Source organism: Microbacterium sufflavum (assembly GCF_023091155.1).
GTDB classification, from domain to species: domain Bacteria; phylum Actinomycetota; class Actinomycetes; order Actinomycetales; family Microbacteriaceae; genus Microbacterium; species Microbacterium sufflavum.
On sequence record NZ_JAHWXK010000001.1, the window covers coordinates 677,066 to 697,371 of the forward strand.

At 71.3% G+C, this 20,306-nt stretch carries 17 protein-coding genes; 7 read left to right on the forward strand and 10 right to left on the reverse strand.

The features are described 5' to 3' along the window. The first annotated feature begins 8 nt into the window (after positions 1–8). The 3 genes from KZC56_RS03435 (at position 9) to KZC56_RS03445 (ending at position 2,545) form a co-directional block, all read left to right on the forward strand. Positions 9–1,304 (forward strand): glutamyl-tRNA reductase, encoded by a 1,296-nt coding sequence (locus tag KZC56_RS03435; RefSeq protein WP_247637871.1) that lies wholly within the window; start codon positions 9–11, stop codon positions 1,302–1,304. Between the two features lie 246 nt (positions 1,305–1,550). Further along, positions 1,551–2,123, forward strand: coding sequence for an HhH-GPD-type base excision DNA repair protein (locus KZC56_RS03440; protein WP_136030746.1), 573 nt, complete (start codon positions 1,551–1,553; stop codon positions 2,121–2,123). Further along, complete coding sequence (locus KZC56_RS03445; RefSeq protein WP_247637872.1) at positions 2,120–2,545, forward strand: DUF1801 domain-containing protein; 426 nt, start codon at positions 2,120–2,122, stop codon at positions 2,543–2,545. The genes KZC56_RS03440 and KZC56_RS03445 overlap by 4 nt, the downstream gene beginning before the upstream one ends. Positions 2,546–2,569: 24 nt before the next feature. On the opposite strand, the gene KZC56_RS03450 is transcribed toward KZC56_RS03445, so the two are convergent. Together KZC56_RS03450 and KZC56_RS03455 are read right to left on the reverse strand one after the other, a co-directional pair. Beyond that, the gene (locus KZC56_RS03450) at positions 2,570–4,225 is read right to left on the reverse strand and encodes an ABC-F family ATP-binding cassette domain-containing protein (protein ID WP_308194335.1); all 1,656 of its coding nucleotides are present in this window, start codon (positions 4,223–4,225) and stop codon (positions 2,570–2,572) included. A 314-nt stretch (positions 4,226–4,539) separates the two neighbouring features. After that, entirely contained in the window at positions 4,540–5,673 is a 1,134-nt protein-coding gene (locus KZC56_RS03455) for an epoxide hydrolase family protein (RefSeq protein ID WP_247637874.1), read from the reverse strand. Between the two features lie 67 nt (positions 5,674–5,740). Between KZC56_RS03455 and KZC56_RS03460 the strand changes: the two genes are divergently transcribed. Next, positions 5,741–6,697, forward strand: a complete 957-nt coding sequence (locus KZC56_RS03460; protein WP_247637875.1) for a helix-turn-helix transcriptional regulator — start codon at positions 5,741–5,743, stop codon at positions 6,695–6,697. An 8-nt stretch (positions 6,698–6,705) separates the two neighbouring features. On the opposite strand, the gene KZC56_RS03465 is transcribed toward KZC56_RS03460, so the two are convergent. Beyond that, positions 6,706–8,091, reverse strand: coding sequence for a glycine--tRNA ligase (locus KZC56_RS03465; protein WP_136030756.1), 1,386 nt, complete (start codon positions 8,089–8,091; stop codon positions 6,706–6,708). A 115-nt stretch (positions 8,092–8,206) separates the two neighbouring features. Between KZC56_RS03465 and KZC56_RS03470 the strand changes: the two genes are divergently transcribed. Then, positions 8,207–9,676: a peptide MFS transporter gene (locus KZC56_RS03470; RefSeq protein WP_206252480.1), complete on the forward strand. Its 1,470-nt coding sequence runs from the start codon at positions 8,207–8,209 to the stop codon at positions 9,674–9,676. A 25-nt stretch (positions 9,677–9,701) separates the two neighbouring features. On the opposite strand, the gene KZC56_RS03475 is transcribed toward KZC56_RS03470, so the two are convergent. Genes KZC56_RS03475 through KZC56_RS03485 form a run of 3 tightly spaced genes read right to left on the reverse strand, consistent with a single transcriptional unit; the run spans position 9,702 to position 12,419 of the window. Then, entirely contained in the window at positions 9,702–10,391 is a 690-nt protein-coding gene (locus tag KZC56_RS03475; protein WP_136030761.1) for a GNAT family N-acetyltransferase, read from the reverse strand. Positions 10,392–10,440: 49 nt separating this feature from the next. Beyond that, a complete protein-coding gene (locus KZC56_RS03480) occupies positions 10,441–11,061 on the reverse strand; it encodes a hypothetical protein (RefSeq protein ID WP_247637876.1) in 621 nt (206 codons plus the stop codon). Positions 11,062–11,093: 32 nt separating this feature from the next. After that, entirely contained in the window at positions 11,094–12,419 is a 1,326-nt protein-coding gene (locus KZC56_RS03485; protein WP_247637877.1) for an alpha-hydroxy-acid oxidizing protein, read from the reverse strand. 61 nt (positions 12,420–12,480) lie between these two features. Here KZC56_RS03485 and KZC56_RS03490 point away from each other — a divergent pair, with 61 nt between their 5' ends. Beyond that, positions 12,481–13,920: an MFS transporter gene (locus KZC56_RS03490; RefSeq protein WP_136030769.1), complete on the forward strand. Its 1,440-nt coding sequence runs from the start codon at positions 12,481–12,483 to the stop codon at positions 13,918–13,920. A 299-nt stretch (positions 13,921–14,219) separates the two neighbouring features. Here the strand turns inward: KZC56_RS03490 and KZC56_RS03495 are convergent, their stop codons facing one another. The 4 genes from KZC56_RS03495 to KZC56_RS03510 all read right to left on the reverse strand — a co-directional run bounded on the left by KZC56_RS03495 (position 14,220) and on the right by KZC56_RS03510 (position 18,863). Continuing rightward, the gene (locus tag KZC56_RS03495; RefSeq protein WP_247637878.1) at positions 14,220–14,978 is read right to left on the reverse strand and encodes a hypothetical protein; all 759 of its coding nucleotides are present in this window, start codon (positions 14,976–14,978) and stop codon (positions 14,220–14,222) included. 219 nt (positions 14,979–15,197) lie between these two features. Beyond that, positions 15,198–16,163: a serine hydrolase gene (locus KZC56_RS03500; RefSeq protein ID WP_136030775.1), complete on the reverse strand. Its 966-nt coding sequence runs from the start codon at positions 16,161–16,163 to the stop codon at positions 15,198–15,200. A 110-nt stretch (positions 16,164–16,273) separates the two neighbouring features. Continuing rightward, positions 16,274–18,238: a M13 family metallopeptidase gene (locus KZC56_RS03505; protein ID WP_247637879.1), complete on the reverse strand. Its 1,965-nt coding sequence runs from the start codon at positions 18,236–18,238 to the stop codon at positions 16,274–16,276. A gap of 61 nt (positions 18,239–18,299) precedes the next feature. After that, positions 18,300–18,863 carry a DnaJ family domain-containing protein gene (locus KZC56_RS03510; RefSeq protein ID WP_247637880.1) on the reverse strand — a complete coding sequence of 188 codons (564 nt, stop codon included), beginning with the start codon at positions 18,861–18,863 and terminating at the stop codon, positions 18,300–18,302. 91 nt (positions 18,864–18,954) lie between these two features. Here KZC56_RS03510 and KZC56_RS03515 point away from each other — a divergent pair, with 91 nt between their 5' ends. Beyond that, on the forward strand, positions 18,955–20,277 hold the full coding sequence (locus tag KZC56_RS03515) for an MATE family efflux transporter (protein ID WP_247637881.1): 1,323 nt from the start codon (positions 18,955–18,957) through the stop codon (positions 20,275–20,277). Positions 20,278–20,306: the final 29 nt, after the last annotated feature.

A 20,306-nucleotide genomic window follows, 5' to 3' on the forward strand; every position in this document is an offset into this window, starting at 1 on the left:
ATCGAGGGGTGCTGCTGTGTGTGACGGCGAGTCACAAGACCGCCTCCTTCGAACTGCTCGAACGCCTGAGCCGCACCCCCGACGATGTCGCCCCCACCCTGGTGGGCATGACGCCGTGCGTGCAGGGTGCCGTGGTGCTGGCGACGTGCAACCGGTTCGAGGCGTACGTCGAGATGGACGAGCCGATGACCGCCGCGGGCGCGATCGGCGTCGAGGCCGTGCTCGAAGCCGTCGAGTCCGCCACGGGCATTCCGGCCGCCGACCTCGACGGCGCCTACACCGTCCACGCCGGGCGCCGGGTGGCCGAGCACCTGTTCTCCGTCGCCTCCGGCCTCGAGTCGGTCGTGTCGGGTGAGGGCGAGATCGCCGGCCAGGTGCGCCGGGCCCTGAAGTCGGCCCGCAAGGACGGCACCACCTCCCCCGAGCTCGAGCGCCTCTTCCAGCGCGCGAGCCAGGCGCAGCGCAAGGTCAAGAACGTCACCGCGCTCGGGCGCGCCGGTCGCTCGCTCGTGCGCCTGGCACTCGAACTGGCCGACAGCCGCATCGCCGACTGGTCCGCCGAGCGCGTGCTCCTGGTGGGCACCGGCGCCTATGCGGCCGTGACCCTCGCGACGCTACGCGAGCGCGGCGCGGTCGACATCTCCGTGTACTCGCCCTCCGGTCGGGCCGAGATCTTCGCGGCGAAGCACGGCATCCGCGCGGTCGCAGCCGCGGACTACGCCCGCACAGCCGCACACTCCAGCCTGCTCATCACCTGCACGTCCGCCACCGAACCGGTGCTGGGACCGGAGCACCTGCAGCTCCCCGTCGGTCTCGCCGCGGCCGGGTGCCCGGTGGGCTCGCACAGCCGGCTCGTGGTCGACCTCGGGATGCCGCGCAACGTCGACCCCGCTGTCGCGACCCTGGAGGGCGTGGCGCTGCTCGACCTCGAGACCATCCGCCTGCACGCGCCGCTCGAGGAGCTGCAGGCGACCGACGCCGCCCGCACCGTCGTTCGTGAGGCCGCGGACACCTTCCACGTCGTGGGTGCCCGCCAGAGCGTGACCCCCTCCGTCGTGGCCCTGCGGTCGCACATCTTCTCGCTGCTCGACACCGAGATCGACCGGGCCCGTGCGCGCGGCGACGAGGACGGCAAGGTCGAGCAGGCGCTGCGGCACCTCGTCGGCGTGCTGCTGCACACCCCGACCGTCCGCGCCCACGAGCTCGCCGCGGAGGGCAGGGCCGACGAGTTCGCCGCCGCGCTGTCCGCCCTGTACGGCCTCAGCCCCGAGGCCCCCCCCGCCGAGGACGCCGCCTCCGCCTGACGGCACGGTCGCCCGGGATCAGCGCGTAGCCGCTCAGCCGGAGGCGGCGACGCCAGTCATGCGCGAAGAACTACGGCAGCAGTGCGCAATCCGCAGCGGATGCCGCGAGACGAGCATCGAGAGTCAGCAATGAGCACTGCGCCGCGCGCGCGAGCACGAGGTACATCGCGTCATACGCGCTGACGTTGCACTGCACGGTCCTGCCACCGCCCCCGCGGCATCCGCCCGGGATGGGACACTGGGGGCATGGCCCTTCACATCACCGGAGACACCGCCGCCGACACCCTGCTGACCGAGAACCCGCTCGCGCTGCTCGTGGGGATGCTGCTCGACCAGCAGGTGCCCATGGAGACCGCTTTCGCCGGTCCGCTCAAGATCGAACAGCGCACCGGTGCGGCCGATGCCGCGGCCATCGCGGGGATGGCACCCGAGGAGTTCCTCGAGGCGTTCCGCCAGACGCCCGCCGTGCACCGGTTCCCCGGGTCGATGGCCGCCCGCGTGCAGACGCTGTGCCAGGCGATCGTCGACGAGTGGGGTGGCGACGCCTCAGCGCTGTGGACCGCGGGCGACCCGGACGGTGCGGAGGTGCTGAAGCGCCTGAAGGCACTGCCCGGCTTCGGTGAGCAGAAGGCCAAGATCTTCCTGGCGCTGCTCGGCAAGCAGTACGGCTTCACGGGCGAGGGCTGGCGCGAGGCCTCGGCGCCCTACGGCGAGGACGGCTCGTACCGCAGCGTCGCCGACATCGTCTCCCCCGAGTCGCTCACGAAGGTGCGCGAGTACAAGAAGGCGATGAAGGCCGCGGCCAAGGCGGCGAAGTGAAGCCCACGGGGAACGACGTCGCCGGGCTCATCGCCCGCTCCTCCCCCGCCGCTCGGCGCCGAGACGCGGAGACGCTCACCGCGCTCATGCAGGAGATCACCGGCCGCGAGCCGCAGACCTGGGGCACCATCATCGGCTTCGGCTCCTGCCACTACCGCTACCCGACCGGTACCGAGGGCGACAGCCCGCTCCTCGGCTTCGCGCCGCGCCGAGCCGCCACCACGATCTACCTCTTCGAGGGGACGGATGCGCACGCGGACGACCTGGCACGGCTCGGGCCGCACACCACCGGCGTCGGCTGCCTCTACCTCTCCGACCTGGAGCAGGTGGACCTGACGGTGCTGCGCGGGATCCTGGAGCACTCGCTCGCCTGGGCCGAAGCGGGCGGCGACGTGGGCGCGACGGTCACCGTCACCGGCTGACCGCACGCCCCCGCGGCCGCCGGGTCACGACGCCACCACGGCCGCACCCTCCGTCACACGGACCGCCGCGGCACCCTGCTGGCGCGCCCGCCGCAGCCACCGCCGGTCGTGGGTGACCGTGACGACCGCGGCCGGGTGGTCGTCGAGCGCCCGCTCCAGCTGCTCGACCAGCTCCGGGTCGAGGTGGTTGGTCGGCTCGTCGAGCAGCAGCACGTCGAACGTGGAGGCCAGCGCGATCGCGAGGTCGAGCCGGCGCCGCTGCCCGACCGACAGGGCCCGCGCCGGGCGCTCGATCTCGTCCTCGCGAAACAGGCCGTGGGCGAGCAGAGCCGCACGGGCATCGCTCGGGGGCACCGCCGCCCGTCGCGCGAACACCTCCACCGCGGAGCCGCGTGCGGCCGCCCCCACGTCTTGCCGCAGCCGGGCGACACGGAGTCCCGGGCGCCGGTCGATCGAACCCGATGCGGCGCTCAGCTCGCCCGCGAGGAGGTCGAGCAGCGTGGTCTTGCCTGCCCCGTTCGGACCGGTCACGAGCCAGCGGTCACCCGGCGTCACGGTCCACGCGGTCACGGTGAGCCGGCGGCCCGGCTCCTGGAACACGACATCGTGCAGCGTGACGAGGGCGTCGTCCTCGCCGGACGACTCCGCGTCCGGAGCCGGGCCGTCCGGCAGCACGAACCGCAGCGGCTCGGGTGGGGGCGGCGCCGGATCCTCCCGCAGCCGAGACAGTCGCTCCTTCGCCATGCGGATGCGGCCGACCGCGCCGTGGTCGCGGCTGCGGGCGCGGAAGGCGCCGTGACCGAAGCCGTCGAGCTCGAGCTTGCGCGGGATCGCGTCCAGGCGGAACGCGTTCGTCGCGAGCAGCTCCTCGGTGCGGGCGACCTCGGCCTTCCACGCCTCGTGTCGCTCCGCGAGTCGTCGTCGCTCGGTCTCCCGCGCCCGCAGGAACCCCGCGTAGCCGTCGCCGTAGCGGCGGATGCCGCCGTCACTCACGTGCACGACCGCGGTCGCGAAGCGGTCGAGGAAGTCGCGGTCGTGGGTCACCACGACCAGGGCCCCGCGATGCGCGGCGATCCGCTCCTCGACCCAGGCGAGCGCGTGCTCGTCGAGATCGTTGGTCGGCTCGTCGAGCAGCAGCAGCTCGGCGCGGGAGGACAGTGCCACCGCGAGCGCGAGCCGGGCACGTTCCCCGCCGGACAGCGCGGCCACGGGACGCGTGCGGTCCAGGGTTCCGACGCCGAGCTGGTCGAGCGCGACGTCGATGCGGTGGTCGACGTCATAGCCGGCCCTGGTCTCGAAACGGTCCTGCAGGTCGGATACGGCTGCCAGGCGCTGCGCCTGCTCGGCGGGAAGGGCCGAGGCGAGCTGCTCGTAGGCCCGCGCGAGCTCGCGTTCCAGCGCGCGCAGGTCGCCCAGCAGGTCGTCGATCGCCGCGGAGACCGTCGCCCCCGGCGGGAACTCCGGATTCTGGAGGGCGTGGGCCACACCGCCCGGGAGGTGCAGCCGCGCCTCCCCGGCGGTCGGTGCGAGCGTTCCGGCGAGCAGCTCGAGCAGCGTGGACTTGCCGGCGCCGTTGTCGCCGATGATCGCCAGACGATCCGCGGGACCGACGACGAGATCGATCCCGTCGAGCACCCGGTGCGCGGCGAAGCGCACGCCGGCCGCGCGCAGTTCACACACGCGGTGCGGACGGATCGCCGGGACGGTGGAGGGAGAAGGGGAAGGGAGTACAGGGAACATGAGGGGTCCTCGCTGCGGTGCGGACGGCACCGCGGATACGCGTCGGACGACGCAGGGAAACGGACCTCGATCGCGTCACCAGAGGACGCGTTCGCTCAGGACCCACCGCGGAGAAGACGTCTCGACGCAGTGTCCCGATCTAGCGAATCAGAGTACCCACGGAGAGAGACCGTAGCAGCCCCGGGCTCCCGACGCCAGGGTCGGCACGCGATCGCCCCCGCGCGTGGGGGCGCGGGGGCGATGATGGCACGAGCTCAGCGCGGGTCGGCGAAGAAGACCCGGAGGTCGGCGGCGAGCAGATCGGGGCGCTCCAGCGCGGCGAAGTGCCCGCCCTCGTCGAAACGGCTCCAGTGCACGATGTTGTCGTTGTCGCGCTCGGCGAAGACCCGGATGGTCTGGAAGTCGTCCGCGAACACCGCGACCCCGGTCCGCGCGTGGTTGACCTGCGGCTCGGCCTCGGCGCGCGCGTTCTCCAGGTAGCTGCGGCTCATGCCCGAGGCGGCGTTCGCGAACCAGTTCACGCTCACCTCCAGCAGGATGCTCTCCAGCGGCACGAGCGAGGTGCCGTTGCCGAAGGAGGTGAACAGCTCACTGTAGGCGAGGAGCCCGACCGGGGAATCGCTCAGGCCCACCGCGACGGTCTGCGGACGGGAGGCGTTCATCGCGTTGTAGCCGCCCACCGACTGGAACCACTGCATGTGCTCCAATCCCGCGTAGTCCTGCGGCTCGAGCTTCTCGAACTCCGCGGGGTCGCCCGACGGGAACGAGAACAGCTGCAGCACGTGCAGCCCGAGGAAGCCCTCCGGCGCCAGCAGCCCGAGCTCGCGCGCGACCATCGCGCCGTTGTCGGAGCCGTGGATGCCGTAGCTGTCGTAGCCGAGGCCGCGCATGAGCCGGTCGTACGCGGCGGCGACCTTCGCCACCGTCCACCCGGCGGAGGCGAGCGGCTGCGAGAAACCGTAGCCGGGGGCATCCGGGATCACGAGGTGGAACGCCTCCTCCGCGCGACCGCCGTGCGCCTCGGGGTCGGTGAGCCGGTCGATGAGGTCGAGGTAGTCGACGGAGGAACCAGGGTAGGTATGTGCGAGCAGCAGCGGGGTCGCGTTCTCGTGCCGCGAGCGGATGTGGAGGAAGCGGATCGTCTGGCCGTCGATCTCGGTGGTGAACTGCGGGTGGGCGTTGAGCCGCTCCTGCGCGGCAGCCCAGTCGAACTCCCGCCACGCGGTCAGCGCCTCGCGCAGGAAGTGGTTCGGGGTGCCGGCGTCCCAGTCGTCGACGGGCGCGGTGCGGGGCAGGCGCGTGCGGGCGAGGCGGTCGCGGAGGTCGGCGACCTCGGCGTCGAAGACGTCGACGGAGAAGGGGCGGAAGGCGAGGGTCGTGGTGTTCATGTCTCCGACGATAGAAGCCCATTAGGCTGGATACGTTCCTAATGATTCGGCGACTTTCGGAGGCCTCATGGCGGACCCGACCGCACGGCTCCTGGCGCTGCTCGCCCTGCTGCAGACGGGTTCGGAGCGATCCGGCAGCGAGCTCGCGCAGCGGCTCCGCGTCTCACCCCGCACCGTGCGCCACGACGTCGAGCGCCTCCGCGAACTCGGATACCCGGTCGACGCCCGTCGCGGCTCCACCGGCGGCTACCGGCTCGGGGCGGGCGGCAAGCTCCCCCCGCTGCTGCTCGACGACGAGGAGGCGGTGGCGGTGACCGTCGGCCTGCGCGCCGCCGCCGGCATCGCGGGCATCGCCGACTCCGGCGCGAGAGCGCTCGCCAAGCTCGAACAGGTCCTCCCCTCGCACCTGCGCCCCACCGTCGACGCACTGCGCACGAGCGTCGACCGCGCGCCGGAGAACAACGACACCGACGCGCCAGACCCGGAGGTCGACGCTGCCGTGCTGCGGGCCGTCGCGGGAGCGATCCGCGACCAGGAGTGGCTGCGCTTCGACTACGACGGCCGCCCAGTGCTGGTCGAGCCGTACCGCCTGCTCACCTGGGTGCGACGCTGGTACCTCGTGGCCCGCGACCCGCAGACGAGCGAATGGGGCACGTACCGCGTGGACTGGATGGAGCCGCGGATGCCGACCCGCCGCCGCTTCGACCCGCAGCCGTTGCCCGGGGGCGACTACACCGCGTTCGCCATGCGCACCATCGCCGTGAGCGGCTGGCAGGTGCACGCGCGACTGCGCATCGACGCGCCCGCCGAGGCCGTGCTCGACCGCATCCACGCCGCGGTCGGCGTGGTCGAGCCGGTCGACGAGGAACACTGCATCCTCGTCACCGGCGCCGACAGCCTCGACACGATCGCCGCCTACATCGGGATGCTGATGATGGACTTCACGGTCGAGTCGCCGCCCGAACTGCTGCCCCGACTCCAGCTGCTGTCGGAGCGGTATGCCAGGGCCGTCGCGGGCTCCTGACCCGGAGCTCAGGCCCCGCGCAGGCGCTCCGCGAGGTACGCGTGCAGGCCGTCGATCGGCACCCGCTCCTGCGCCATCGTGTCGCGGTCGCGCACCGTGACAGCCCGGTCGTCGAGCGAGTCGAAGTCGACCGTCACGCAGAACGGGGTGCCGATCTCGTCCTGACGACGGTAGCGGCGACCGATCGCGCCGGCGTCGTCGAAGTCCACGGCCCACGAGCCGCGCAGGGTGTCGGCAACCTCGCGCGCGAGCGGCGACAGGTTCTCGTTGCGGCTGAGCGGCAGCACCGCGGCCTTGACGGGAGCCAGACGCGGGTCGAGCTTGAGCACCGTGCGGGTGTCGGTGCCGCCCTTGGCGTTGGGCACCTGCTCCTCCACATACGCGTCGACGAGGAACGCCATCATGGCTCGCGTGAGGCCGAACGACGGCTCGATCACGTACGGCGTGTAGCGCTCGCCCGTCGCCTGGTCGAAGTAGGTCAGGCTCTGGCCGGACGCCTCGCTGTGACTGGAGAGGTCGTAGTCGGTGCGGTTGGCGACGCCCATGAGCTCGCCCCACTCCTTGCCCGCGAAACCGAAGCGGTACTCCACGTCGATCGTGCCGGCGGAGTAGTGCGCGCGGTCCTCCTCGGGCACGTCGAACTGCCGCATGTTCTCCGGGTCGATGCCGAGGTCGATGAACCAGTTCCAGCACGCCTCGACCCAGTGGTCGAACCACTGCGGGGCCTCGGCGGGCGGCGTGAAGAACTCGATCTCCATCTGCTCGAACTCGCGCGTACGGAAGATGAAGTTGCCGGGGGTGATCTCGTTGCGGAACGCCTTGCCGACCTGGCCGATGCCGAACGGCGGCTTCTTGCGGCTCGCGGTGAGCACGTTGGAGAAGTTGACGAAGATGCCCTGCGCGGTCTCGGGACGCAGGTAGTACAGGCCGGACTCGTCATCGACCACGCCGAGGTACGTCTTCACCAGACCGGAGAACGCCTTGGGCTCGGTGTACTGGCCCTTGGTGCCGCAGTTCGGGCACGGGATGTCGGCGAGACCGTTCTCGGCCTTGCGGCCCTTGCGCGCCTCGAAGTCCTCGATCAGGTTGTCGGCGCGGAAGCGCTTGTGGCACTGCAGGCACTCCACCAGCGGGTCGGTGAAGGTGGCGACGTGACCCGACGCCTCCCACACGCGCTTGGGCAGGATGATGCTGGAGTCGAGGCCGACCATGTCGCCACGGCCGCGCACGAACGTCTGCCACCACTGGCGACGGATGTTCTCCTTGAGCTCGGTGCCGAGGGGTCCGTAGTCCCAGGCCGACCGGGAACCGCCGTAGATCTCACCCGCCTGGAACACGAACCCGCGGTGGCGGGCGAGGGCGATGACCTTGTCAAGACGGGACTGTTCGGCCACGGTGGCTCCAATGGTCGGATGCGGAGAACGCCCGTGAGCACGGGCATCCCCATTCTATCGGTGGTCGCAGCGCGCCCCCTGGCCGCGGTCGCCGCCGGAGAGTACCGTCCCACGCATGAGCACCACCGAGCGACAGCCCGCTTCCCGCGACGAGGACACCCGCTTCTTCGGGCAGCCCTGGCCCCTCGTGCACGTCTTCGGCGTCGAGATGTGGGAGCGCTTCAGCTTCTATGGCATGCAGGGCATCCTGCTCATCTACCTCTACCACTCGGTCACGCAGGGCGGTCTCGGTCTGCCCGAGGCCACGGCCGGCGGGATCCTCGGCGCGTACGGCGGCTCGGTCTACCTCGCGACGATCCTCGGCGCCTGGCTCGCCGACCGGCTGTTCGGCTCGGAGCGCGTGCTGTTCGTGAGCGCGATGGTGATCGTCGCCGGGCACCTCGCGCTCGCCCTGCTGCCGGGCTTCGTGGGCGTCGGGGTCGGACTCGTGCTCGTGGCGCTCGGCTCCGGCGGCCTCAAGGCCAACGCGACCGCGGTCGTCGGCACCCTCTACGCCCCGGACGACGTGCGCCGCGACGCCGGGTTCTCGCTGTTCTATCTGGGCATCAACCTCGGCGCCTTCCTCGGGCCGATCCTCACCGGTCTGCTCCAGTCCACGCTCGGGTTCCACTGGGGCTTCGGACTCGCCGCGCTCGGGATGACGCTCGGCCTCGTGCAGTACGCGTTCGGACGGCGCGGGCTCCCGGACACGGCGCGCGAGGTGCCCAACCCGCTGCCCCGCTCGCGCTACCCGCTGGTGGGGATCATCGCGGGCGGCGCCGTGCTCGTCATCGCCGTGTGCGTGCTCACCGGGCTGATCCACGCCGACAACCTCGCACTCATCGTGATCATCGGCACGATCGTCGCGGCGATCGCCTACTTCGCGGTCATCCTGTCCAGCCACCGCATCGACGCCACCGAGCGCTCGCGCGTCTGGAGCTTCGTCCCGCTGTTCCTCACCAGCGTGGCGTTCTGGTCGTTGTACCAGCAGCAGTTCACCGTGCTGACCGTCTACTCCGACAAGCGCCTGGACCGGAACCTGTTCGGGTGGGAGATGCCGGTGTCGTGGGTGCAGTCCATCAACCCGGTGTTCATCATCATCCTGTCGGGCGTCTTCGCCGCGATCTGGACCAAGCTCGGCACCCGGCAGCCGTCGACGCCGGTGAAGTTCGGGCTCGCCGCCATCATCATGGGCGCGGCGTTCCTGCTGTTCCTGCCGTTCTCCGGGGGCGGCGAGAACTCCACGCCGCTGCTGGCGATCGTCGGCATCCTCTTCGTGTTCACGGTCGCCGAGCTGCTGCTGTCCCCCGTCGGGCTCTCCGCCTCGACCAAGCTCGCCCCCGCGGTGTTCCACACGCAGATGGTGGCGCTGTTCTTCCTGTCGGTGGCGCTGGGCACGGCGATCGCCGGGTGGCTCGTGCAGTTCTACGACCCCGAGAACGAGGTGCCGTTCTTCTCGATCCTCGGCGGGATCGCGATCCTCGTCGGCGTCGGGATGCTGCTGAGCGTGAAGCCGGTGCTGCGCCTCATGCGCGGCGTGCGCTGAGCCGCGCCGTCACCCGGCGAGGGGCTCAGGCGGTGAACAGGTAGCCGCGCCCCGACTCGAAACCGGCGATCCGCAGCCCGCTGCCGAGCAGACCCTCCATCTGCGCGCGCAGCCGCAGCCGCCACTCGTGCGCGGCCGCCGGGTCGGAGACCCGCATCGCCTCGATGTCGTCCGGGATCTCCAGGGTCTCCACGACATCACCATCGGCCGGGGGCTTGGCGATGTCGGCCAGCGCCCACTCGACATCGAGCCGGTCGCTCTCATCGCCCGCGTCACCGCCGCCGAAGATGCCGTAGCGGTTCACGGAGTAGCCGGTGGCGCGGGCCCCGAGCACCGAGAAGAAGAAGTGCGCGTTGCGGGCCACGAGCGGGTCGAACACCCACGTGATGCGGCCGACGTCGCGCGAGAACGCCCACTGCCGCTGGTGCTCCTTCAGCTCGCGACCCCAGCCGCGGCCGCGGTACTCCGGCAGCAGCGCCGTGATGTGCGAGTGCATCGCCCGGCGGGCCGGTTCGCCGAAGAACGCGATGGACGCACCGACCATGCGCTCCTCATCGCCCTCGCCGTCGAAGAACCCGACGACGTAGTTGCCCGACTGCTGCAGGGCGCGGAGGGTGCCGGCATCGACCACGCGCTGCGGACCCCGGATGGAGTCGAGCAGGCCCTGCGCGTCGAGGATGAGTTCAACGGTGTCGAGGTCACGGATGGTACGCACGGCTCCAGTCTGCCCCTCCACGGCGGGTTCGCGGAAACCCGGGCGGGCCTCAGCGGTACGGGAACGCCTCTCCCCCGCCCGCGGCGAGCGCATCGGCGACGACGCGGAGGTGCTCCGACGCCATCTCGGGCGGCAGCGGGGGAAGGATCTCGTCCCAGAACGCGAGCACCGCGCCGCGCCCCTGCATCATGCCGGCGGGGCGCCCCATCGCCCACATGTGGAAGTGCGCGGAACCATCGTTCCAGCGTCCGAAGTGACAGCGGGCGACCCCGGGGACGCTCTTCACCGCCTGCGACACCCGCTGCAGCAGCGGGCCCAGCGCCGCGAGAACGTCATGCGGGGCGTCCTCGAGCAGCCAGTGCTCGCGCGGGGCGACGCCGCCGATGAACGGCAGGCCGCCGACGTCCCAGCCGGCGCGCACCTGCCAGAGGTCGTCGTGCCAGATCGTGTGCGGGCTCGGACCGCAGTGCCCGCACTCGCGCGGGTCGAGCTCCCCCGCCCTCGGCTCCTCCGGCACCAGCATCGGCTCGAGCGGTCGCATCGTCACCGTCTCGAAGGCCCACGGCAGACCGTCGGCGATCGCCGAGGCGTCGAGCACCTCTCCGATCGGCAGCCGGCGGTGGAACGGGGAATCGGCCGGGTGCTGCGTGGGTGGGGCGTCGTCGCTCATCCGTTCATGCAACCACGGCACTGTCCACCCGGTCACACGGCGCGCAGGGCATCGCGGTCGAGCTGCGCGACCGCGGTCAGCCCGGCGAGGCCGAGGGTGATGTCGAGCTCGGCGAGCACGTTCCGCACCACCTGCCGCACCCCCTGCTCACCCGCGATGCCGAGGCCGTAGGCGTACGGCCGACCGAGCGCGACCATCGTCGCACCGAGGGCGAGGGCGATCGCGACGTCGGCCCCGCCGCGCACCCCGGAGTCGAACACGATCGGCACCCGCCCGGCCACCTGCTCCGCGATCGTCGGCAGCACGTCGAGGGTGGGCACGGACCGGTCGATCTGGCGTCCGCCGTGGTTGGAGATCCAGATGCCGTCCACGCCCGCGTCCAGCGCGCGCTGCGCATCCTCCGGGTGCACGATGCCCTTGAGGATGATCGGCAGCGTGGTCCACTCGCGCGCCTTCGCGAGGTCGTCCCACGTGAGCGCGGGGGTGGAGAACACGTCGAGGAACGTCTCGACGGCCGCCCGCGGCAACGGCGAGCGCAGGTTGTCGCGCAGGCGTCCGCCCTCGGTGAGGGCCGCGCCCTTCCTGGCGATGCTGAGCGCGGCGGCGACTGCTGTCGGGGTGACCTTCACCGCGGAGGCGTCGCTCTTCGGGGCGGCCGCCCGCTGTCGCACGAGCTCGCGGAACACGGGATCGCTGGTGTACTGCGCGATGCCCAGGCCGCGGGTGAACGGCAGGTAGGCGAGGTCGAGGTCCCGCGTGCGCCACCCCAGCAGGTGCGTGTCGAGCGTGACGACGATCGCCTCGCAGCCGGACGCCGCGGCGCGGGCGAGCAGGGAACGGTTCAGGTCGTCCGACGACGACCAGTACAGCTGGAACAGCCGTGACCCGGACGGCGCCGCGGCCGCCACATGCTCCATCGGGAGCGACGCCTGGTTCGACAGCGCGTACGGGACGCCGAGGGAGGCGGCGGCGCGGGCGACCGCACGGTCGGCGTCGGGGTGCGCGAGCTCCATGACCCCGAGCGGCGCGAGGATCAGCGGGCTCGTCCGTCGTGTCCCGAGGAACTCGACGCCGAGGTCGCGTTCGCTGACGTCGCGCAGCGGCCGCGGCCAGACCTGCCACCGATCGAACGCCGCCCGGTTCGCCGTCACCGTGTGCTCCGCTCCCGCACCCCCGGCGATGTACGCGAAGGCCTCGGCGCTCAGCGTCTTCCGCGCCGCCTCCTCCAGCGCGGCCGGGGCGACCGGGACGGCCGGTCGGGTGCCGCTGATCCCGGCGCGATAGATGTCGGACTGGGTACGCCGGGAGATGCCGCGGTGGGCGGCGGGATCGTCCGGAGCGACGCTGCTCGTGACCATGACCACATGCTGGCCACGGCCGAACGGCCCCGCACCGCGCACGGGCCGATAGCCTGGGCCGGTGGGTGCGAGCGACGACAGAGCCAGGAAGCGCCTCTCCCGCACCCCGCCCCGGTGGGCGATCATCGCGGTGCTGGCCTTCGCGGGCCTGTGTTCGTCGTTCATGTTCACGCTCGTCGTGCCGCTGCAGGCCGAGCTGCCGCAGCTGCTGAACGCCTCGCGCGAAGACACCACGTGGGTCGTCACGATCACGCTGCTCGTCGCCGCCGTCGCCACCCCGATCTCGGGCCGCCTCGGCGACATGTACGGCAAGCGCCGCGTGGTCATCGTGCTGCTCGCGATCCTGATCCTCGGCTCCGTGATCGCCGCCGTGTCCGGCTCGATCGTCGGCGTGATCATCGGTCGCGCCCTGCAGGGTGCCGTGACGGGCGTGGTGCCGCTGGGCATCGCGATCATGCGCGACGTGCTCCCGCCCGAGCGCCTGGGCACCGCGGTCGCCCTCATGAGCGCGACCATGGGCGTCGGCGGCGCGATCGGCATGCCCGTGGCTGCGCTGCTCGCGGAGAACGCCGACTGGCACATGCTCTTCTGGCTCGCCGCAGCGCTCGGCGTCGCCGGACTCGCGCTCGTGCTCGCGGTCGTGCCGGAAGACGTGCTCCGCTCCCCCGGTCGGCTCGACGTGCTCGGCGCCGTCGGCCTCGCGATCGGCCTCACCGGGCTGCTGCTCTTCGTGTCGCGCGGCGCCGAGTGGGGCTGGACGTCGCCCGTGACCCTCGCGTGCGTGATCGGCGGCGTCGCCGTGCTGCTGGTGTGGGGCTGGTACCAGCTCAGGACGAGGGATCCGCTGCTCGACCTGCGCGTGGCCGCGCGGCCCGCCGTGCTGTTCACCAACATCGCCGCGATCGGGATGGGCTTCGCCCTGTTCGCGTCGAACGTCACGTTCCCGCAGATGCTGGAGATGCCGGTGGTCGGCGGCGGCTTCGGGCTCGACATGGTCGCGGCCTCGCTCGTGATCATGCCGGCCGGCCTGGTGATGATGGTGATCTCCCCGCTGTCCGGCTGGCTGGAGCGCACCGTCGGACCGCGCCCCCTCTTCACCGTGGGCGCGATCGCGATCGTGCTCGCCTACGTGTTCGTGCTGCTGTGGTCCACGGCCGTGTGGCACGTGTTCGTCGCGAACATCTTCATCGGCATCGGCATCGGGTTCACGTTCGCCGCGATGCCGATGATCATCATGCGCTCGGTGCCGGCGAACGAGACCGGCGCCTCGAACGGGCTCAACGCGCTGTTCCGCTCGGTGGGCACCTCGACCGCCTCGGCCGTGATGGGCGGCGTCCTCGCCGCCATGAGCATCGACGTCGACGGGGTGGCCGTCCCTACGCGCAGCGCGTTCGAGGTGTGCTTCTGGCTCGCGATCGCGGCCGGGGTGCTCGCGGTCGTGCTGTCGCTGTTCATCCCGCGGCGCCGCGCCGCCGAGCAGCATCCGTCGCTGCCCGAGTGACGCCCTCGGCGCGACGCGTCAGTGGGTGTACTCCATGAGCTCGACGCCCAGCACACGGAACGCGTCGTGCGCGAGCCTCTCCGGTCTGTGCGCTGCGGGCGGACCGGATCAATGGCGAATGCGACCCGATTGAGACCAGAGGACGTAGGTCACAACCCAGAATCCGGCATCGATTGCGAGCACGGACAGCAACTCGATCGATGCAGCCCAGAGCCCTACCGCAACGAAGAATCCCTGAAGGACGACGATCGGTGCGATGACAAGTGTCGCGAACAGCGCCGGCCTCATTCGTCTCCGTTTCATCGCTGGCAACTGAATCCAGTCGGCCCGACCAGCGGATAGATCCTCATCTGTCGGTTGTACGGGCATACCCCATTGGCGACGATGATTCCCACGATCATTGCGATCACAGCGGCACCGACGCCGCAACCGACACCGGCGGTGGTCGGCGCGAGCAGCGCACAGATCGCTGCGACCAACGCACCAGATGCGCCGGTCACCATTGCCTGTTGCTCGGCATTCGTGAGCTGAATGTACGGCCAGGGGTCAGCACCGCCAACCACCGCCGCCCTCATGAGGCCGCGGACCGCACTTCCCGCGGCCAGAGCCGTCGGAAAGACGATGGTCATCCCGGGCGCGAGCTCATAGGTGGAGACGACGCCATTGCGATCGATCTCCACCGACGAGGGTGCGTTCGTTTCTCGGAGTCCGTCGCGCAACTCTGCAAATGCCTCACTCAGTTCGGCGGGGCTTGCGCCAGCCTCTCCCAGAGACACAACCGCGAGGAACGCCTGCCCTTCGTCGCTGTTCAAGACCTCGCTCGGCACTGCAGCGAGATCAAACCGGTGCGCGTCGTGGTCGTAGGCGGCCACGAGTTGATTGATTCGCGATACAAGCGCATTGATCGATGCGTCCCCGCCCACCGCTCCTGCGGGAGGGGCACCTGCGACGCTACCGCTCGTTTTCGGCGTCGCCGCCACGTCTTCTCGCGCGCTGGCGGGCGACACCGTCGCGAGTGCCGTGCAAAGTACGACGGCAGCGCCGAGGAACATCTGCAAACCCCGCCTCATTGGTCGACCTTCCCGCTCGATCCCGGGACCGCGAAATCCGTTGAGCGCATGCTGATCCTTGAACTCTTCGGGCGCACCCGCATCGAGTTTGGACGAAGGGTGAGCGCATGTGGACCTGTAGAGTGTTACATGTCATGCGTCACATGTCTGTCCACCTTTCGGAGGACATGAGTGGCTGGTTCGTCGAGAGCTGCCCTGCCGGTCGCCTCAGTGGGTGTACTCCATGAGCTCGACGCCCAGCACACGGAACGCGTCGTGCGCACGCAGGCGGTGCGTGATCGACAGGTCGTCGAAGCACACGATGAGCGCGTAGCCCACGCCCGCGCGCGGTCCCGCCAGCACGCCCGCCTCGGCACGGACACCGCGGTCGCGGCCGGTCTTGTTCACGAACAGCAGGCCGTGCGCGTCGTGGTCGTGCGCGAACGGGTCGAGCCCGGTCGCCGAGGCCACCAGACTCAGGTCCTGGTTGAGGCTCAGCCACTCGGCCACCTGCGCGCTCACCGCGGCATCGACCACCTGGGAGTTGACGAGCGCGGAGAACAGCCCGGCGAACTCGCGCGCCGACCCCACCGCCACCTGCGGCGCGTCGTCGGGGCCCCGGCGGTCGCGGAACCGGTCGAGCAGCGCGGTGCGGCGCAGGCCGAGCCCCTCGATGCGCTCGCGCACCCGGTCGTGCCCGACTTTCTCCAACAGGATGTTGACCGCGATGGGGTCGCCCGCGGTCGCGGCCAGCACCGCCAGATCTTCCAGCGGCAGCGCGGGAGCCCGCAGGTGCCGCCACAACCCGGACGACTCGACCGCGTCGACGCTCGCGCGCTCCACGATCTCGAGCGGGTCGAGCGCTCCGGACTCGAACGCCGCCGCGACCTCGATCAGCAGCGGGACGACCCCGAGCCCGCCGACGGGCATGGTGACGTGGTCGTCGCCCGCCAGGACATGCACGTGCGAGTCGAGGTCGACCACGTGCACCGACACCTGGGCGCCCGCATCGACCAGGCCCTCGAGAGCCTTGAGCGTGGCCGTGAACGATCGGCGGCCGAGGGCGGCCCGACGGGGCAGACGACGGCTCGTGCGCTGCTGCGAACGGCGCCCGCTCGATGACGCGGACGCGCCTCCCATCGACTCGGGGACCGGGGAGTTCCGGAACCCGTCGCCAGGCTCGAGTGCGGCCACGCGTGATCCTTCGGGAGGGGGCTGATCGGCATGCCAAGGGAGTCGCTCCCCAGCGGCAGGGCTATCGTAACCCCACCGCCGGGGGACACCTCACAGCCTGAGGAGAATGGTCACCAGATGGTCACCCGCGACGCCTCGGGCAGCCACAGGGCATCGTCCGGCGTCACGTCGAAGGCCTCGTAGAACGCGTCGATGTTGCGCACGATCTGGTTGCAGCGGAACTCGTTGGGCGAGTGCGGGTCGATCGTGAGCAGCCGCAGCGTCTCCGCCTCCCGGCTCTTCTGCTGCCAGACCTGCGCCCACGACAGCAGCAGCCGCTGCACGCCCGTGTAGCCGTCGATGACCGGCGCCTCCTGCCCGCCCAGCGACAGCTCGTACGCCTGGAGCGCGATGCCGAGACCGCCGAGGTCGCCGATGTTCTCGCCGATCGTGAGGGCCCCGTTCACGTGATGCTCCGCGTCCAGCCCCTCCGGGACGAGCTCGTCGTACTGGGCGATCAGCGCCTTGGTGCGCTCCTCGAACGCGGCACGGTCGGCGTCGGTCCACCAGTCCTGCAGACGTCCGTCGCCGTCGTAGCGGCTGCCCTGGTCGTCGAACCCGTGACCGATCTCGTGTCCGATGACCGCGCCGATGCCGCCGTAGTTCGCGGCCGCGTCGCGACCCGCGTCGAAGAACGGATACTGCAGGATCGCGGCGGGGAAGACGATCTCGTTCATCGACGGGTTGTAGTACGCGTTGACCATCTGCGGCGGCATGTGCCACTCGGTGCGGTCGATGGGCTTGCCGACCTTGTCGATGTTGCGGTCGTGCTCGAAGGTCGCCGCGCGACGCACGTTGCCGAGCAGATCCTCGCGGTCGATCACGAGGCTGGAGTAGTCGCGCCACACCTCGGGGTGGCCGATCTTGGGCGTGAACGCGTCGAGCTTGGCGAGCGCACGCTGCCGGGTCTCCGCCGTCATCCACTCCAGCGTCTCGATGCTCTGCCGGTACGCCTCGATGAGGTTGCCGACGAGCTCGTCCATCGCGGCCTTCGCCGTCGGCGGGTAGTGCCGCTCGACGTACACCTTGCCGATCGCCTCGCCGAGCGCGCCCTCGGTGACCGAGACGCCGCGCTTCCAGCGCTCCCGGATCGTGGGGACGCCGGTGAGCTCGGTGCCGTAGAACGAGAAGTTCTCCAGCACCAGGTCGTCGGTCAGGTAGGGTGCGGCGGCGTGCACGACCTTGGCGCGCAGCCAGGCCTTCCAGTCGTCGAGGCGCTCGGCGGTGAGCAGCGCACCCAGCCCCTCGAAGAAGCTGGGCTGCGACACGACCACCTCGTCGAACGCGGAGGGGTTCGACGGCGTGACGGCCTCGCGCCACGGTGCGAGGTCGACGCCCGCGAGTTCCTGCAGCTCGTCCCAGGTCTTGAGGTTGTAGGTGGCGACCGCGTCGCGGCTGCGCACGTTGTCCCAGTGGTGGCCCGCGAGCTCGGTCTCCAGGGCGATGGAGCGTTCGGCCTGGTCCGCGGCGTCGGCGATGCCCGCCAGGGACAGCAGGCGCTCGAGGTGGGCGCGGTACGCGGCGCGCGTGTCGGCGAAGGTGTCGAGGCGGAAGTAGCTCTCGTCCGGCAGCGACAGCCCGGCCTGCACGAGCACCGGGATGTAGCGCTCCGGGTCTCCCGGGTCGCCGTCGACGTAGAGGCCGATCACCGCGGCGCGCCCGTCACGGTCGTACGCCCCCACGGTGCGCAGGAAGCCGGGGATGTCGGCGATCGCGTCGATCTCGGCGAGGGTCTCCGCGAGCGGCTCGACCCCGGCGGCCGCGATGCGGTCGGTGTCCATGAAGCTCGCGAACAGGTCGCCGATCTTGCGGGCGAGCGTGCCCTCCTCGGCGTCCTGCGACTCCTCGATGATCGTGCGGACGTCTTTCTCCGCCTGCTCGGCCAGCAGGTGGAAGGAGCCCCAGCGCGCCTTGTCGCCGGGGATCTCGGTGCGGGAGATCCAGGCGCCGTTCACGTGACGGTACAGGTCGTCCTGCGGGCGGATGTCGGGGCTGAACTCGTCGAGGGCGAGGCCCACGGGAAGCGCGTCGGTCATGCGCTCCAGCCTATGACGGGGGTCCCCCACGGTGTCGAGGGCGGACACGCCCCGACACGGATCAGCGCGGCCGTCGCCGGAACAGCCGGCGACGCGGACGCGCGGCGGCGGCCTCTGCCGACGATGCGACACCGTGGGCGGAGCGGCGCTCGCGCCACGCGGCGACCTCGGCCTCCACGTCCCGCGGCGCCGTGACCACGGGCGGGCCGCCCTGCAGCTGCCGCCTGGCCTCGATCACGCGGCGGTTGAAGTCCTCGAGCACCGCCCGCACGTCGGACTCTCGTCCGAGGAGGTCGAGCTGTCCGTCGAGCTCGCGGTCCTCCGTGCGCAGCAGCAGCGCGGGCGGCCCGAGCCCGGTGAGGTTCTCGGTCTCGATCTTGCGCCGGATCCACCAGTCAGGGTCGTGGTGGGTGCCGAGCCCCTCGATGGGCTTGCCGGCACCGGGGAGGTCGTCGAAGTCGCCGCGGCGGATCGCCACCTGGATCGCGCTCTCGATGAACGCCGCCCGATCCACGGCCGCCGCCGCACCGGGCGTCGAGGAGACGGTCGTCTCGTCGTCTGCCCCGTCGCCCGACGACCGACGGCGCGCGAGGTACCGCGCCGCCTCGTCTCGGGGATCGGACATGATGCACCTCCGCCGCATCCTGCTCTCCTCCAGCCTACGTGCGGCCCGGGGGGACGGCACGGGTGTCGGCGCGAGGTCATAGGCTCGGAGGATGGCCGCGCGCACCTCCCTCAACCGAGAGATCCTGCGACTGGCGGTTCCGGCACTCGGTGCGCTGATCGCCGAGCCGGCGTTCCTCATCGTCGACGCCGCGCTCGTCGGCCACCTCGGCACCACGCCGCTCGCGGGGCTCGGCATCACCGGCGCCGTGCTGCAGACCATCGTGGGCCTGATGGTGTTCCTCGCGTACTCGACCACCCCGGCGGTCGCGCGGCGCTTCGGCGCCGGGCAGCCGGGCGAGGCCGTGTCGGTCGGGATCAACGGCATGTGGCTGGCCCTGGGCCTCGGAGCCGTGCTGGCCGTGATCGGTGCGGTGTCGTCGCCGTGGCTCGTGTCGCTGTTCGGCGCGAGCGAGGCCGTGGCCGCCCAGGCCGACGAGTACCTGGTGATCTCGATGTGGGGGCTGCCGGCGATGCTCATCGTCTTCGCGGCGACCGGGCTGCTGCGCGGCATGCAGGACACGATGACCCCGCTCTGGATCGCCGGCCTCGGCTTCGGTGCCAACGCGCTGCTCAACTGGCTCTTCATCTACGGCTTCGGCTGGGGCATCGCCGGATCCGCGGCCGGCACGGTCGCCGCGCAGTGGGGCATGGTCGCCGCGTACGTGCTGGTCGTGCAGCGGCTCGCCTCCCGCCACAGCGCCTCGCTCCGGGCGCAGCGCGACGGCCTGCGCAACACCGCCACCTCGGGCGGATGGCTGTTCCTGCGCACGGTCAGCCTCCGCGTGGCGCTGCTGGCGACTGTGGCGGTCGCGACCGGGGTCGGCACCGACGAGCTCGCCGGGTGGCAGATCGTGTTCACCATCTTCTCCGCGGCCGCCTTCGCCCTCGACGCCCTGGCCATCGCCGCGCAGGCGCTGATCGGCAAGGAGCTGGGCGCCGGAGACGAGCAGCAGGTGCAGCGCGTCCTCGGCCGGACGGTCGCCTGGGGCGCGTGGTTCGGCGTGGCGGTCGGCGCTGTGATCGCCGCACTGTCGGGCGTGCTCGGGATCGTGTTCACGGGCGACCCGCACGTCGCGGCACTCGTGCAGCCGGCGCTGCTGGTGCTCGCGGTCGCCCAGCCGATCGCCGGTGTCGTGTTCGTGCTCGACGGTGTGCTGATGGGCGCGAACGATGCGCGCTACCTCGCGATCGCGGGCGGCCTGAACCTGGTGCCGTTCCTGCCCGTGCTGTGGATCATCGCGGCGACGGGAGTGGACGGCGCGGCTGGCCTGATCTGGCTCGCGGTGGCCTTCTTCGGCGTATACCTGCTCGCGCGGCTCGGCACGCTCGGCTGGCGGGTGCGGTCGGGACGCTGGCTCTCCGCCGCCGCCTGACCGTCGCGGCGCGGCGGGCCGAACACGCG